The organism is Microbacterium sulfonylureivorans (assembly GCF_003999995.1).
Taxonomy (GTDB): Bacteria; Actinomycetota; Actinomycetes; order Actinomycetales; family Microbacteriaceae; genus Microbacterium; species Microbacterium sulfonylureivorans.
On the sequence record NZ_RJAD01000001.1, the window covers coordinates 1,896,337 to 1,912,571 of the forward strand.

The 16,235-nt window shown below is 72.5% G+C and carries 11 protein-coding genes; 5 read left to right on the forward strand and 6 right to left on the reverse strand.

What is annotated here, in order from left to right; translation table 11 throughout:
• Positions 1-84: 84 nt before the first annotated feature.
• The 6 genes from EER34_RS08370 to EER34_RS08395 form a co-directional block, all read right to left on the reverse strand.
• Positions 85-888 carry a DNA-formamidopyrimidine glycosylase family protein gene (locus EER34_RS08370; protein ID WP_127474022.1) on the reverse strand — a complete coding sequence of 268 codons (804 nt, stop codon included), beginning with the start codon at positions 886-888 and terminating at the stop codon, positions 85-87.
• Positions 881-5,620, reverse strand: a complete 4,740-nt coding sequence (locus tag EER34_RS08375) for an ATP-dependent helicase (protein WP_127474023.1) — start codon at positions 5,618-5,620, stop codon at positions 881-883. Before EER34_RS08375 ends, EER34_RS08370 begins: the two co-directional genes overlap by 8 nt.
• 61 nt (positions 5,621-5,681) lie before the next feature.
• A complete protein-coding gene (locus EER34_RS08380; protein ID WP_127474024.1) occupies positions 5,682-5,864 on the reverse strand; it encodes a PspC domain-containing protein in 183 nt (60 codons plus the stop codon).
• 72 nt (positions 5,865-5,936) lie between these two features.
• Complete coding sequence (locus EER34_RS08385; protein WP_127474025.1) at positions 5,937-7,592, reverse strand: ABC-F family ATP-binding cassette domain-containing protein; 1,656 nt, start codon at positions 7,590-7,592, stop codon at positions 5,937-5,939.
• A 282-nt stretch (positions 7,593-7,874) separates the two neighbouring features.
• On the reverse strand, positions 7,875-8,546 hold the full coding sequence (locus EER34_RS08390) for an alpha/beta hydrolase (RefSeq protein ID WP_127474026.1): 672 nt from the start codon (positions 8,544-8,546) through the stop codon (positions 7,875-7,877).
• 46 nt (positions 8,547-8,592) lie between these two features.
• Positions 8,593-9,276 (reverse strand): TetR/AcrR family transcriptional regulator, encoded by a 684-nt coding sequence (locus tag EER34_RS08395; RefSeq protein ID WP_127474027.1) that lies wholly within the window; start codon positions 9,274-9,276, stop codon positions 8,593-8,595.
• A 152-nt stretch (positions 9,277-9,428) separates the two neighbouring features.
• Here EER34_RS08395 and EER34_RS08400 point away from each other — a divergent pair, with 152 nt between their 5' ends.
• From EER34_RS08400 to EER34_RS08420, 5 genes are read left to right on the forward strand one after another with little or no spacing between them, the layout of a single operon-like run.
• Positions 9,429-11,108: an amidohydrolase gene (locus EER34_RS08400; protein WP_127474028.1), complete on the forward strand. Its 1,680-nt coding sequence runs from the start codon at positions 9,429-9,431 to the stop codon at positions 11,106-11,108.
• Entirely contained in the window at positions 11,105-12,739 is a 1,635-nt protein-coding gene (locus EER34_RS08405) for an ABC transporter substrate-binding protein (protein ID WP_127474029.1), read from the forward strand. The genes EER34_RS08400 and EER34_RS08405 overlap by 4 nt, the downstream gene beginning before the upstream one ends.
• Before the next feature lie 37 nt (positions 12,740-12,776).
• A complete protein-coding gene (locus EER34_RS08410; RefSeq protein WP_127474030.1) occupies positions 12,777-13,733 on the forward strand; it encodes an ABC transporter permease in 957 nt (318 codons plus the stop codon).
• Positions 13,730-14,593, forward strand: coding sequence for an ABC transporter permease (locus EER34_RS08415; RefSeq protein ID WP_127474031.1), 864 nt, complete (start codon positions 13,730-13,732; stop codon positions 14,591-14,593). Before EER34_RS08410 ends, EER34_RS08415 begins: the two co-directional genes overlap by 4 nt.
• Positions 14,590-16,182 carry a dipeptide ABC transporter ATP-binding protein gene (locus tag EER34_RS08420; protein WP_127474032.1) on the forward strand — a complete coding sequence of 531 codons (1,593 nt, stop codon included), beginning with the start codon at positions 14,590-14,592 and terminating at the stop codon, positions 16,180-16,182. Before EER34_RS08415 ends, EER34_RS08420 begins: the two co-directional genes overlap by 4 nt.
• Positions 16,183-16,235 lie beyond the last annotated feature (53 nt).

Sequence of the window (16,235 nt, forward strand, 5' to 3'; positions counted from 1 at the left end):
TCCCGACGGAGCGGCGTCTCATGAGCCTGACATCGGCGAAGAACCGCCGACAGATCGTCCGTGGTGGCTGCCCCGCGCGTGCTGTCACGGGGGCCCGGGCGATGTCTGGCACACCGGGCACCAGAACACGATCCGCTCCTTCGTCGGGTCGGCGCCGAGTGCGCCGCCGCGGATGAGCGTGCCGCATCGCCGGCACGGACGCCCTTTCCGTCCATACACCCAGGTCGTCCGGCCGGGTCTCGCGTCGCCGGTGAACGTGCGGTCACGGCGGTCGCGGTTCGCGCGGATCATGCGGGCGCCGAGGTCGACGAGTGCCGCGGCATCCGTCCCGCTCGCCGGAGCAGTGGGCAGGATGCCGCGGACGAACAGGATCTCGTTGGCGTACTCGTTGCCGAACCCCGCGACGTTGCGCTGGTCCTGGATCGCGACGTGCACCGGGCGGTCGTCGGCGGCGAGGCGCCGCGCCGCCTCGCCCGGGTCCCACTCCTCGGAGAGCGGGTCGGGGCCGAGGTGACCGACGAGCGAGGCCTCGTCGGTCGAGGGGACGACGGCGATGTCGGCGAGGTCGAAGCCGACGGTCTCCCATTCGGTGCCGCCGGGCGCCGTGGCGCCGATCACCGCGCGTGCCTTGAACCCTGCAGCCCGCCAGCGCTCGCCGCGGCGGTAGACGTGCCACTCGCCCTCCATCTTGAGGTGCGAGTGCAGCGTGTGATCGCCGATGCGATGGAGCAGGTGCTTGCCGCGGGCCACCACGCCGTGCACGGTCCGACCGGTCAGGTCGACCGTCGCGACCTGCGGCACCCGCAGTTCGAATCGGGTGACCTCCGCTCCCGCGAGCACGTCGTCGAGCCGGCGGGCGGTGCGGTAGACGGTGTCGCCCTCAGGCATTCGGCGATCCTGCGGCCTGGCGTGCCGCACGTTCGGCGTCGCCCGCGGTCAGCCGCCGGAGCGTCAGGCCGCGCGGCGACTCGACGAATCCGGCATCGCGGAGGGATCGGCCCCAGCCCGTCCCGTGCACGAACGCGCCGTTGACCTGTTCGATCGTGAGCGTGTCGAGTCGGCGGGCCCGCGCGGTCGCGGCGAGGTCGCGCGTGGCTGCCGTGATCTCGCCCTCGTCTCCGGTGAATGCGAGCGCGGACTTGCCGCCGCGCTCGAGGTACAGCACCAGCGCCCCGTCGACGAGCACCACCAGCGCCCCCGCCTTGCGCCCGGGGCGATGCCCGACCCCCTCGAGGGCCGGCCACGCGAGCGCCGCGCCGTACGGGTTCGCGGGATCGGTGGCCGCGAGGGTCACGGCCCGCAGCGGCGGCGGATCAGGGAGCCCGGCGTACTCGCGCAGCCGGTCGACGGTGGCGGATGCCGCGAACTGCGCCGCTCCCAGCTTCTCCACGACGTACCCGCGGCGGCAGTGCCCGGCCTCTTCGAATCCTGCGAGCACCCGGTACGCCTGGGCGAAGCCGCCAGGGAGGCCCTCTGCCTGCACCGCTCCGCGCGTGACGACGCCGTACCGGTCGAGCAGCAGGCTCGCGGCCGCCGTCGCCCGCAGGGCCGCGTCGGCCTCGGGCGAGGGAAGCAGCGACCAGCGTCCGCCGATGGCCGGCGGACGGGGCGGGACCGACGCCGCGACGGTCCGTACCGCCGCGCCGCGGTAGAGCCGTGTGCGCGGTGCCTTGCGCGCGACGCGGTGAGCCTGCGATCCGCCGCCGACGAGAGTGCGGACGGGAGCGAATGTGTCGTTCGAGACCCGCCCCGCCCAGGTCAGGCGCCAGAGCGCCTCGACGACGGACTGTTCGTTCTCGGCTCCGGTGAGTCCGCGCAGCTGGGCCGCGAAGTAGCCGCCGCCCGCGCTCAGCGCCGACAGGAGCTGCTCGTCGAGCGAGCCGGGGGCGATCTCGTCGTCCGCCGCGGTGAGGGTGAGCGGCAGGGCGTCGGCCGGATGCAGCGCCACCCACCCGTCACGGCCGGGAAGGCTTCCGTGCCCCGACCAGACGACCTCGCCCGACGCCGTGAGCTCGTCGAGCATGGCGGGCGCGTAGTCGGCGACGCGGGCGGGGAGGATCAGCGATTCCCAGGCACTCGCGGGGATCGGCACTCCGGCGAGCTGCTCCACCACCGCGGCGACGCCGTCGACGCCTTCGAGAGGCCTCGTGATGTGCTGCCACACCGGGAGGAAGCGCGCGTAGGCGTCCTGCGGCACGGGCTCGACGCTGCCCCGGATGGCCGCGAGCGAACGCATCCGGAGTCGTCGGAGCACCTCGGTGTCGCACCATTCGGTGTCGTCGCCGGCCCCCGCGGTCGACGTCGGCAGGAAGAAGCCGCTCGTCAGCCTCCCCTGCGATTCGAGGCGCTGCAGGGTGTGGCGCGCGACGGCGATGCCGATGCCGAGGCGCTGGGCCACGGCATCGGCCGTGAACGGCCCGTGGGTACGGGCATGCCGTGCGACGAGGTCGCCCAGCGGATCTGCCAGAGGTTCGAGGAATGCGGTGGGGATGCCGACGGGCAGCGCCACGCCGATCGCATCGCGCAGGCGTCCGGCGTCTTCGATCGCAGCGCCGCGGCGGACGCCGGCGATCGTGACCGGGATCGCGCGACGCGCCTCGATCAGAGCGTCGAGGAGAGCGGATGCCTCGCCCTCCGTCGCCGTGCCGAGCGGGTCGTCGGCGGGCTGGAGCCGGGCCGCGATCTCGGCCGCGTCGAGCGGGCCGAGCAGGCGGAGGAGGTCGGCGACGCCTTCGATCCCGCGGGCGCGGCGCTCGGGATCGAGCCGCTGCGCCTCGCGCTCGAACTGCGCCATGACGTCGGGGTCGAGCAGTTCCCGCATCTCGATCTTGCCCAGCAGCTCCGACAGGAGCGCCGGGTCGACCGACAGGGCGGCTGCGCGCCGCTCGGCGAGGGGCGAGTCGCCCTCGTACATGAACGCGCCGACATATCCGAACAGGAGGTCGCGCGCGAAGGGCGACGGCTGGGCGGGCTCGGTCTCGATGAGGCGGATGCGGCGATCGCCGATGCTGCGCGCGATCCGCAGGAGTGACGGCACGTCGTAGACGTCCTGCAGGACCTCGCGGAGCGTCTCGAGGATGATAGGGAACGTCGGGTAGCGCCGGGCGACCTCGAGCAGCTGCGCGGAGCGCTGGCGCTGCTGCCAGAGCGGACTGCGCCGGCCGGGGTTGCGCCGCGGCATGAGGAGAGCTCGCGCCGCGCACTCCCGGAATCGCGAGGCGAACAGCGCCGACCCGCCCACCTCGTCGGTCACGATCTGCTCGAGCTCGTCGGGATCGAAGACGAACAGTTCGGCACCGGGGGGCTCGGCCGAGGCATCCGGAATCCGGGCGATGATGCCGTCGTCGCTCGCCACGGCGGATCCTTCGACACCGAGACGCTCGCGGATGCGCGCGTTCACGGCCAGCGCCCACGGTGCGTGCACCTGCATGCCGTACGGGGAATGCAGGATCACGCGCCAGTCGCCGACCTCGTCGCGGCCGCGCTCGACGGTCAGCTGCCGGTCGGTCGGGAGCGTGCCGGTCGACTCGCGCTGCTCGGCCAGATAGGCGAGCAGGTTGCCCTGCGCGTTGTCGTCGAGGCCGGCGTCGCGCAGGCGCTCCTCCGCTCTGTCGGGCTTGGCGGTCGACACCTCGCGGGAGAACTTTCCGAGCGCCTCGCCGAGCTCGGCGGGGCGGCCGATGCCGTCGCCGTGCCAGAACGGCACCTTGCCGGGCTGCCCGAAGGCCGGCACGACGTTGACCCTGTCGTGCGTGATCTCGACGATGCGCCAGCTCGTGGTGCCGAGCGTGAACACGTCGTTGACGCGTGACTCGTAGACCATCTCCTCGTCGAGCTCGCCGACGCGGGCGTTCTGCGACTCGCCCGCGACGAACACCCCGAACAGGCCGCGGTCGGGGATGGTGCCGCCGCTGGTCACGGCGATCCGCTGCGATCCCGGTCTGCCCGTCAGCGTGCCGTGATCGCGGTCCCAGATGAGTCGAGGGCGGAGCTCGGCGAACTCGTCGGACGGGAAGCGGCCGGCGAGGAGATCGAGCGTGGCCTCGTAGGCCGAGCGCGGCAGCGAGCGGAACGGCGCGCTGCGCTTGAGCGTCTCGTACCAGCCTTCGACGTCGACAGGTCCGAGGGCGGAGGCGGCGACGGTCTGCTGAGCCAGGATGTCGAGCGGGTTCTGCGGGATCGAGATCGCCTCGATCTGGCCGGCGAGCATCCGCTCGGTGACGATCGCCGTGTGCAGCACGTCGCCGCGGTGCTTGGGGAAGAGCGCCGCGCGGCTGACCTCGCCGACCTGGTGACCTGCGCGGCCGATGCGCTGGAGACCGGATGCCGCGCTCGGCGGCGCCTCGACCTGGATGACGAGATCGACCGCGCCCATGTCGATGCCGAGCTCGAGGCTGCTCGTCGCCACCACGCACCGCAGCACGCCCGACTTGAGCTCCTCCTCGACCTGGGCCCGCTGCTCCTTCGACACCGAGCCGTGGTGGGCCTTGGCCAGGACGGGATCGGCGCCGGCCGTCGCACCTGCCTGCGCCATCATGGCCGCGGGGACGGATGCCTCGGGCAGGTCGAGCCCGAGGCGCTCGGAGTAGATCTCGTTGAGCCGGCCGGTCAGACGCTCGGCCAGCCGTCGCGAGTTGCAGAACACGATGGTCGACCGCTGCTGCAGGATGCGGTCGACGATCGCCTCCTCGACGTGCGGCCACACCGAGCCGGTCATCTCGGTCTCGCCGGAGCCGCTCGCGCGGGTCTTCGCGCCGGTCGCGCCTTCGGCGAACCAGTCCTCGTCGACCGGATCGCCCTCGTCGGCGGGCAGCGGAGCAGTTCCCGGCGGAGGGGGCGGATTGAGCATGTCGTCGATGGGCACGACGACGCGCATGTCGAACGCCTTCGTCGCCCGGGGCGCGACGATCTCGACGGGCGCCGATCCGCCGAGGAACCGGGCGACCTCGTCGATCGGGCGGACCGTGGCGGACAGGCCGATGCGCTGCGCCGGCCGCTCAAGGGTCGCGTCGAGGCGCTCGAGGCTCACCGCGAGGTGCGCGCCGCGCTTGGTCGCGGCGACCGCGTGCACCTCGTCGACGATGACGGTGTGCACGTTCTTGAGCGTCTCGCCGGCGGCGCTCGTGAGCATGAGGTACAGCGACTCGGGCGTCGTGATGAGGATGTCGGGTGGAGCGGTGACCAGCTTGCGGCGATCGCTCGACGTCGTGTCGCCGGAGCGGACGCCCACGCTGACGTCGGGCACGGCGATGCCGAGGCGGCGCCCGGACTGGCCGATCCCCACGAGGGGCGAGCGGAGGTTGCGCTCGACGTCGACGCCGAGTGCCTTGAGCGGTGAGATGTAGAGGATGCGGGTGGGGGAGGCCGAGGCATCCGCCCGGCGCTTGCGCGCGGTCGCCGCGGACGAGGGCTTCGTCGCCTGCTTCTCGCGGAAGACCCGGTCGATCGCCCAGAGGAACGCCGACAGCGTCTTGCCCGAGCCGGTCGGGGCGACCACGAGCGCGTGCTTTCCGTGCGAGATCGCGTCCCACGCGCCGATCTGCGCGTCGGTCGGCCGCGGGAAGGCGCCGCGGAACCAGTCCTGTGTGGCAGGGCCGAACCGCTCGAGCACGTCGCTCATCCCTCCATCTTGGTCGCTGGCGGCGACATCCGGGCGGGGTTGCGCGGGGAGCGGGGCGCTGTCAAGCCTCCGAGGGGATGAGGACCCAGAGCAGCAGGTATACCCAGATCGACAGGCCGAAGAAGACCATCGCGAGGACGGTGAGGATGCGCACCGCCGTGACGTTCACGCCGAACCTGTTGGCGACGGCGAGGCACGCGCCGGCGATCATGCGCCCCTCGCGGGGCCGGACGAGTTGGTTCATGTGCACATCATGGCCGATCGCGCCCCCGCCCGACACCCGGTCCTCCAAGGGGACCGGGCGTCGAGCGACGGGTCACCTCTCGGTGAGGCTCCCGTCTGGCGCGAGCTCGAGCGTCGTGTCGATCCCGAGCCGGTTCAGGAACGCGTCGTCGTGGCTGACGACCAGCACCGCGCCGCGGTAGGCGGCGAGGGCGTCGACGAGCTGCCCGACCGTGTCGAGGTCGAGGTTGTTCGTCGGCTCGTCGAGCACGATGAGCTGCGGCGCGGGATCGGCGAGCAGGAGCCGCGCCAGGGCGACCCGGAACCGCTCACCGCCCGACAGCGTCGACACCGGCCGCTCGACCGCGGACCCTCGGATGAGGAATCGCGCGAGCCGGTTGCGCAGCTCGGGGATCGGCACGGCGGATGCCGCGGCCCCGACGTTGTCGAGCACCGACGCGTCGTCGTCGAGGCCGTCGACCCGCTGCGGCAGGTAGCCGACGCGGTCGGTGTGGAGCATCGCGTGTGAAACGGGCGGGACGAACGCAACCGTCGATGCCCCGGCATCTCCGAAGGCGTCGATTCCTCCCGGCCGTTTCACCGCGCCGCGGACCAGTCGCTCGAGCAGCGTCGTCTTGCCGACCCCGTTCGGCCCGATGATCGCGACGCGCTCCGGACCCTGGACGACCCACGAGTGCTCGCCGTCGCCGACCGTCGCGATGCGGCGCCCGGCCGGCACATCCGGATCGGGCAGGTCGATGCGGATCGTGGCATCGTCGCGCACCCGTCGCTCTGCGGCGTCGAGCGCCTCGCGCGCCGAGGCCTCTCGATCGGCCTTCTCGCCGCGGAGCTTTCCGGCCGAGACCTGCGCGGCGCGCTGGAGGTTGCCCGCGACGATGGGCGGCACGCGCTTCTCCGCCTGCGCCTTGCGCCCCATCGCCTGGCGGTGGGCGATGGTGGTCTCGGCCTCGATCCGCTGACGCTTCTCGCGCCGCACGGCCTGGGCGGCGGTCTTCTCCGCTCGCTTCGCCGCATCCTGCTCGGCGTCGAGCCACGCGCGCCACTCGGAGTACGCACCTCCGTAGACCGACAGCGCGTTCGCGTAGAGCTCGGCGGTGTCGTCCATCAGCTCGAGCAGCGTCACGTCGTGGCTGACCACGATGAGCGTGCCGCGCCATCCCCGGATCATGTCTCCGAGGCGGGCACGGGCGACGCGGTCGAGGTTGTTCGTCGGCTCGTCGAGAAGGGTCACCGGCGCCGCGCGCAGCCGGATCCCGGCGATCGCGGTGAGCACGGCCTCCCCGCCCGAGAGCTCGCCGATGCGACGGTCGAGCATCTCGGGGGAGAGTCCCGCCTCCGCGAGGGCCGCGTGCGAGCGCGCCTCGATGTCCCAGTCGGAGCCGACGGCGTCGAAGTGGCGCGGGTCGACGTCGCCGGACTCGATGGCGCGCAGCGCCGCGAGCGGCCGGGACACGCCGAGGAGCTCGGCGACGGGTCGATCGACGTCGAGGGTGAGCTGCTGCGGGAGGTACGCGACATCCGCGGACGTCGTGATCTGGCCTGCGGCGGGCGTGAGCTCCCCGGCGATGAGCCGGAGCAGCGTGGACTTGCCGGAGCCGTTGCGGCCGACGAGGCCGGTGCGGCCGGCGCCGAACGCGCCGGAGATCTCCGTCAGTGCGGGGGTGCCGTCCTGCCACGCGAACGAGACGCGGTCGAGGAGGACGGACGGGGTGAGGGTATGAGCGGTCATGAGGGCCTCCGTGGTGTCGGAATGCGCTGACACCGGATGCCGCGAATCGCCCGACGCCGGCGGATGGGCCGGCAGAAGCCGAGGAGGAAGCGGCAGGATCGACGGTCAGCGCGGAATCGGAAGCGCTGGCACGTCGAGGGATCGACGGAGCAGCGCGATTACAGCGCGGTCGCGACGATCAGCTTCAAGGGAGTTCCTCACAGAGGGGACAAGGCCAGGAGCCACGATAGCGGATGCCTCGGCCTGCTGTGCTGGGAGATCTCTCCACGAATCGGCGACGCCCTAGGTCGGGTCGCCGTCCCGCAGGGCCTCGAGCCGCTTGTCGAGGAACACCCGGACGTCGGCCAGCTCCTGCTCCGACACGCTGTGCGTGAGGCCGGGGTAGACCCGCCCGCTCAGGTCGGCGTATCCGGGAAGCCACTGCGTCGTGTGGTCGACGAGGAACCCGGGGATGACGTCGTCGTTGGTCCCGCGTCCCCAGAACACCGGCGGCCGGAGCTCCGCGAGCTCGGCATCGCCGGGGAGGTCGCCAGGGGTCGCGTAGCCCGAGAGGTTCACCGCGAAGGCGAAGCGCTGCGGGTCGAGACGCATCGCCTGCAGCGCGACGGCGGCACCCTGCGAGAAGCCGAGCAGCCCGACGGACGGGTGGGCGGATGCCGCGGCATCCGTCCATTCGAGGAGCCGGGAGGCCGCGGCGGTGGTGTGCACGGGGTCGCGGCCGTCCAGCCCCTCGATCGGATACCAGGAGTAGCCCGGGGCGGGGAAGGGGGGTGCGAGCGGCGCGCGCACCGCGGCGACCGTGAACTCGGGCGGCAGATAGGGCACGAGCCCGAACAGGTCGCGCTCGTCGGCACCGTAGCCGTGGAGCAGCACCAGCAGCGGACGGCCCTCTCGCTCGGCCGGTCCGGCGGACCACAGCACGGCGTCGGCGTCGAGGGGCGGGTGGATGCTCACGGCTCCATCCTGCCGCGCCTCGTGCGGACGGCGCACTCTCCTCGGGTCAGCGTGCGAGGGCGGCTCGTTCGGCGGACTCGATCACGAGCTCGACGCCGGCCGCGAACAGCTCGCGGTCCTGGAGCGCCGCCAGCTCCCCGGCGTGCGCGGCGAGCAGCGGGAACTCGCGGGGATCGGCGAGGATCGGCCGGTCGAGCCACGTTTCGGCGACCTCGGGGTCCGATCCGCGCTCGATGCGGGCGCGGGCCATGTTCGCTGCGCCGGCGAGCGAGTGCAGAGCGAGCAGCGCGTAGTGGCGCACGAGGTCCTCGCCGTCGAGGCCGGCACGCGAGAACGCGTCGAGCATCAGCTCGATCGCGCGCCGTTCGGCGGCGCCGTGCGTGGTGATCGACATCGCCTCGACGCCGATCGCCGGGTAGCGCTCGAACTCCGTCAGCGTCGCGTGGGCGAGCTGGCGAAGGCGGTCGCGCCAGTCCTCGGGCGGGGCAGTCACTCGGGCGAGCGCCTGCTCGGTGAGCTGCTCCAGGAGAGCGGCGTTCAGCTCGTCCTTGCTGCGGAAGTGCCGGTACATCGCCGTCGGGTCGACGCCGAGGTGCGCGCCGAGCTCGCGGAACGAGATGACGGCGACTCCCGGCGTCTCGGCGAGCTCGAGCGCGCCGGCGACGATCGTCTGCCGGTCCAGGCGCGGCTTCCTGGCCGCCGTTGCGCCCCGCGCGCCGTCGTTCGCCATCGTCGCCTCTCCGGGCCGGGTCCGCCCCGGCTGATTCGGCTCCACCTTATCCGAGTCCGCAACAGTTCAGTCAACAGTGTTGACACTACTGTTGTCACCGGCATAGTCTCCCCCGCAGCAAGCATCGATCTCAGCGAGGAAGCGAGGCGGCGATGGCCGTTGCGGAAGTCCTGTTCACCGGCGGACGCGTGTTCACCGGATCCGGCGAACCCCTGACGGGCATGAGCGTCGCCGTCGTCGGCGAGCGCATCGCCGCGATCGTGCCCGACGCCGCGATCGCCGAGCTCGTCGGACCGGAGACGCGGGTCGTGGACCTCGACGGCGCGCTCCTGGCGCCCGGATTCCAGGACGCGCACATCCACCCCGTCGGCGGCGGAATGGAGCTGCTGCAGTGCGACCTCAGTGAGGCGGAGGATGCCGCGGACGCCGTCGAGCGCGTGCGACGCTACGCCGACGAGAACCCCGATGAGCCGTGGATCCTCGGCGGCGGATGGTCGATGGACCACTTCCCCGGCGGCGCCCCCCTGCGGGGGCTGCTCGACGCGGTGGTGCCCGATCGGCCGGTCCTGCTCCTCAGCCGCGACCACCACAGCACGTGGGCGAACACGACGGCGATCGCCCTCGCCCGGATCGACGCAGACACTTCGGATCCGGTCGACGGGCGCATCGAGCGCGAGGCCGACGGCACTCCGGCGGGCACCTTCCACGAGGGCGCCGGCGAGCTGTTCACCGGGGTGCGGCCCCCGCACGACTCCGAGCTCGCCTACCGCGGCCTGCTCGCCGCGCAGGAGAAGCTCATCGCCCTCGGGATCACCGGCTGGCAGGATGCCGCAGTCGGGGCGATCTCGATCATCGCCGACCCCCTCGACGCCTACCTCCGCGCCGTCCGCGAGGGGCGCCTGCAGGTGCATGTCACAGGGGCGCAGTGGTGGGAGCGCGACGGCGGGCTCGAGCAGGTCGAGCACATGACGGCGCGGCGCGACGCGATCGAGGCCCTCGTCCCCGCGTCGAGGCTCACGATCGGCGCGACGAAGATCATGGTCGACGGCGTCGCCGAGAACCAGACGGCCGCGATGCTCACGCCGTACAAGGACGCCGATGGTCACGCGACCCACAACTGCGGACTGTCGTTCGTCGACCCGGCGCTCGTCGCGGCCGCCGTCACCGCGCTCGACGCCGCCGGGATGCAGGTGCACTTCCACGCGCTGGGCGATCGGGCGGTCCGCGAGGCGCTCGACGCCGTCGCCGCCGCGCGCGCCGCGAACGGCCCGAGCGATGCGCGCCATCACCTCGCACATCTCCAGGTCGTCGACGAGGCCGACGTTCCGCGGTTCGCCGACGCCGACGCCGTCGCGAACATGCAGGCGCTGTGGGCGACGCACGAGGCGCAGCTGGACGAGCTGACCCTGCCGTTCCTGCGCGACGGTGCCGAGGCGCGGCAGTACCCGTTCGGCGACCTGGCTCGAGCAGGCGCCCGCCTCGCCGCGGGGAGCGACTGGCCCGTCTCGAGCGCCGACCCGATCGACGCCATCCACATCGCGGTCAACCGCGCCTACCCGGGCAGCGATCGGCCGCCGCTGGGCGGCGCCCACCAGCGACTCGACCTCGTCACCGCGATGACCGCCTACACGTCGGGATCCGCGTACGTGAACCACCGCGACCACGACACCGGGCACATTCGCGAGGGGTACCTCGCGAACCTCGTCGTGCTCTCCCCCGACCCCTTCTCCCTTCCGGAGGAGGACATCCACCTCGCCACCGTCGACTCCACATGGATCCAGGGCCGGCCCGCCTACGACCGCACCGCCGCCAGGGAAAGGGACTTCGCATGATCCGCTCCACCGCACCACGCTCGCTCGCACTCGCCGCGGGGATCGCGGCATCCGCTCTGGCTCTCAGCGCGTGCGCGCCCGCCGCGCCCGCCGACGGCCCCGTCGAATGGGAGCTCACCGAGACGACCGCGGATCCCTCGGGCGACATCGACTCGTTCTCGTGGGCGTCGTACGCCGAGCCGTTCTCCCTCGACTACGCCTACGCGTTCGACTACGCCGACAACCAGGTGCTCGCGAACGTGTGCGAGTCGCTCCTGCGGCTGAACCCCGACTACACCCTCGGCCCGGGGCTCGCCGAATCGTGGGAGAACCCGACTCCGACGACGTCGGTCTTCACGATCCGCGACGGGGTCACCTTCCACGACGGCACGCCCCTCACGGCCGCCGACGTGGTCGCCTCGCTCAGCCGCCACCTCGATCCGGCGGTGGGCTCGTTCTGGTACTCGGTGTACCAGAACGTCGTCTCGATCGAGCAGACCGGCGACCGTGAGGTGACGGTCACCACCGCGGTCCCCGACGTGCAGTTCGCGCTCTCCATGGGCGGATCAGCCGGCGTCATCGAGTCGGCGGCCGCGCTCGCCGCCGCCGGCGCTGACTACGGCAACTCGACCGGCGGAGTGAACTGCACCGGGCCGTTCGAGCTCGCCGAGTGGAAGTCGGGCGAGTCGATCACACTGACGCGCTACGACGACTACTGGGACCCGGAGCTCGCGGCCCGCGCGGGCGAGGTCGAGTTCCTCTTCATGACCGATGCGAACGCGCGCGTCAACGCACTGAAGTCGGGCGACGTGGACGGGTCGTGGATGATCCCGCCTGCCTCGTACCGGCAGCTGCAGGACTCGTCGGACGGCGACCTGTACTTCGGTCTCACGTCGGCGGTCTCGAGCCTCGTCGTGAGCGACCTCGAAGGCCCGCTCGGCGATCTCCGGGTGCGCAAGGCCCTGCTCATGGCGCTCGACCGGCAGGGGATCGTGGATGCCGCGGCCGAGGGCGTCGGCGAGGTCACCGACGTGCTCACCACCGAGTCGGTGTGGGGCGCGGCGGACGACGCGACCCGCACCACGGCGTTCGACGACATCGAGTCGTACCCGTACGACGTCGAGGCGGCGAAGGCGCTCGTCGAGGAGGCCGGCGCCGCAGGCGGCGAGATCGTGATCGCCACCGCGCCGCTCGGACCCGACGTGACGATGCTCGCCCAGGCCACGGCCGCCGCCGCGGAGTCGATCGGCCTCACCGCCACGATCGAGACCGTGACCCCCGGTGCGTACACGGCGCTCTTCTCCGACCCGAGCGCGCGGGAGGGCATCGACCTCTTCTACACGAACTGGTACCTCTCCAGCCCCGACCCGCTCGAGATGTACAGCGTGCTGCGCACGGGGGAGTTCAGCAACTACGGCGGGTGGAGCGATCCGGAGTTCGACGAGATCGTCACCGCGGCGTCGGGCATGAAGGATGCCGAGGAGCGCAACGCCGAGACGGCCAAGGCGCAGCAGATCGCGAACGAGCAGCTGCCGTGGCTGCCGATCTACACCGCGCCGATGTCGGTGTTCGTCGGCGAGCGCATCACCGGCGTCGCCCCCTCGATCGCCTTCCTCTACTACCCGTGGGCGGCGACCGTCGGCGCGCGGTAGCGCCGGCCGTCGCCTCCTCCACCCCGAACGGCCGGACATGATCGCAGCACGTCGCGTCGCGGGGAAGCTGGGCGGGCTCCTGCTCACCCTCTTCCTCGCCTCGCTCCTCGTCTTCTTCTCCCGCTTCCTGGTGCCGGGGGATCCCGTGCAGTTCCTGCTGCGCGGTCGCAAGCCCAGCCCCGAGGCGGTCGCCGAGGTCACGGCGATGTACGGGCTCGACCTGCCGCCGTGGCAGCAGTACCTGAACTGGGTGACCGGGGTGCTGCACGGCGACTTCGGACGCTCGCTGCAGTTCCGCCAGGACGTCACGACGGTGATCGGGGATCGGCTGCCGGTCACCCTGATGCTCGTCGTCATGGCGGGCACGATGATCGCGGTCGTCGGGATCGCCGCAGGCGCCCTCGCCGCGGTGAGCCAGGGGAGGGCGCTCGACCGGGCCGTGCTGATCGGGCTGACGATCCTCGGCGCGATCCCGTCGTTCGTCGGCTCGATCGTCCTCATCGCGGTGTTCGCGGTCCAGCTCGGCTGGTTCCCGTCGTTCGGCGCCGGCGAGGGGTTCTTCGACCAGCTCTACCACCTCGTGCTGCCGGCGACGGCGCTCGCGATCGTGTTCACCGTGCTCGTCGGCAAGGTCACCCGCTCGGCGATGGTCGAGCAGCTCGACCGCGAGCACGTCGAGGTGGCGACGAGCCGGGGCATCCGTCGCGGCACCGTCGTGCGGCGGCACGTGTTCCGCAACGCGCTGTGGCCGATCCTGACGGTCAGCGGACTCCTGGTCGCGGGTCTTCTCGTGGCCAGCTCGATCGTCGAGGCCGCGTTCGGCCTGGCCGGCATCGGGTCGCTGCTCGTGCAGTCCGTCGATCGCCTGGACTTCCCGGTCGTGCAGGCGATCGTCCTCCTCATCGTCACGGCGTTCGTGCTCGTCAACGCCGTCGTCGACGTGCTCGAGCCGTGGATCGATCCGCGCACGGCGGCGGGAGCGGGTGCCCGATGACCACGCCCACCCCCACGCTCGCGATGCGCGTGCTGCGCACATCCCGGGCCGCCCGCGGCGATCTGGTGCTGTGGGTCGCCGTCGGCGTGCTCGCGGCCTTCGCGCTCGCCGCCGTGTTCGCGCCATTCCTCGCACCCTACGACCCGGACGCCGTCGACTTCGCGGCCGTGCACGCCGGCCCGAGCCCGGCGCACTGGCTCGGCACCGACGCGCTGGGGCGCGACATCCTGAGCCGCCTCATCTTCGGCGCCCGCACGGCGCTGCTCGGCCCGCTCCTCGTCGTGCTGCTGTCGACCGTGCTCGGCGCCCTGCTGGGCCTCGTCGCCGGCTGGCGGGGCGGATGGCTCGACGCCGCCCTCGCACGCCTGTTCGACGTGGTGTTCGCCTTCCCGTCGCTGCTCATCGCGATCATGGCCGTCGCCCTCTTCGGCAAGGGCCTCGTCGCCCCCGTGATCGCCATGACCATCGCGTACATCCCGTTCGTCGCACGTCTGACGCGAACGCTCGTCACCTCGGAGAAGCACCGGCCGTACGTCTCGGCGTACCGGGTGCAGGGCTTCTCGGGACCGTGGATCGCCGCCCGGCGGGTGCTGCCCAACGTCACACCCGTCGTCGGCGCGCAGTCCACCCTGAACTTCGGCTACGTCCTCGCCGAGCTCGCGGCGCTGTCGTTCCTGGGGCTCGGCGTGCAGCCGCCGACCCCGGACTGGGGATCGATGATCAACGAGGCGCAGCCGGGGCTCGTCGGCGGGTACTTCCTGCCTGCGCTCGTGCCGGCGGTCGCGGTCGTGATCGTCGTCGTCGCCGTCAACATCGTCGGCGAGGAGCTCTCCCGCCGAGTCGGAGGGAGAGCGTCATGAGCCTGCTCGAGATCGAGGGGCTCGGCATCCGACTCCCCGACGGCACCGCGCTGCTGCGCGGGATCTCCCTGTCGGTCGCGGCGGGGGAGACCGTCGGGCTCGTGGGCGAGTCCGGGTCGGGCAAGTCCCTGACCGCCCGCGCGGTGCTCGGCCTCCTCCCCGACCGCGCGGGCACCGACGGATCGGTCCTCGTCGAAGGACGCGAGGTGCTCGCCGCGCGCACGGGCGAGCTGCTCGACCTGCGCCGGCATCGCGCCGCGATGGTCTTCCAGGATCCGCGGGCCGGCATCAACCCGATGCGCACGATCGGCGACCACATGACCGAGTCGCTGCGGCTGTGCGAGGGATGGCCCGCGGCGCGCGCGAGGGGGCGGGCTCTCGAGCTGCTCGAGGCCGTCGGCCTGCCGCGGCCCGAGGAGCACCTGCGCCAGTTCCCCCACGAGCTCTCCGGCGGGATGCTGCAGCGCGTGATGATCGCGGGCGCGCTGACGAGCGACCCCCGGCTGCTCGTCTGCGACGAGCCGACGACCGCGCTCGACGTGACGACCCAGGCCGACATCATCGCCTTGCTCGGCGACCTCCGCGACGCGCGCGGGATGGGGATGCTCTTCATCACGCACGACCTCAACCTCGCGGCATCCCTGTGCGATCGTGTCGTGGTCATGCGGGCCGGCAGCGTCGTCGAGGAGGGGGAAGCGGCCACGGTGTTCCGGCACCCGAAGGCGGAGTACACCCAGCGCCTCGTCGCGACGACCCCCACCCTCACGGGGACGATCGGTCCGGTCGCGTCGGCCGCTCCCGCAGGCGCGGAGCCCCAGCTCGTCGCGCGGGGCGTCTCGAAGACGTACCACCGTCGGGGGAAGCCTCCGGTCGCCGCCGTCCGCGACGTGTCGATCGAGATCGCACCCGGCGCGGCGCTCGCGGTCGTGGGCGAGTCAGGATCGGGCAAGTCGACCCTCGCACGCATGATCGTCGGCCTCGAGCAGCCCGATGAGGGCGACATCCGCATCGGAGGCGGCGAGCGAACCGCGCTCCCGCGCTCACGCGCCGAGCGCCTCGCCCGCGCCCGCAGCGTGCAGATGGTGTTCCAGGACCCGTACCTCTCGCTCGACCCGCGGATCACGGCCGGTCGTGCGATCGAGGACGCGCTGCGCCTGCACGCGACGCTGACGACGGCGGATGCCCGCGCCCGCGTCGTCACGCTCCTCGAGTCGGTCGGGCTCGAGGAGAAGCACGCAGCCGCTCGGCCCCGCACCCTGTCGGGCGGCCAGCGGCAGCGCGTCGCGATCGCCCGGGCGCTCGCGGTGGGGCCGGACCTGCTCGTGATGGACGAGGCGACCAGCGCGCTCGACGTGTCGGTGCAGGCGCAGGTGCTCGACGTCGTCGCGGAGGTGCGGCGAGATCGCGGACTCACGCTGCTCTTCATCAGCCACGACCTCGCCGTCGTCCGGCGGGTGTGCGACGAGACCGTGGTCATGCGCCACGGCGAGATCGTCGAACGCGGTGCGACGGCACAGCTGCTCGCCGCGCCGTCCCACGCGTACACGCGGCGGCTCATCGAGTCGGTGCCCGCGCCCGTCGCCGGCTGAGCGACGCGCCTCGAGGCGAGACCTCGCGCCCGTTCCTCGGTGTGCGCGCCCGC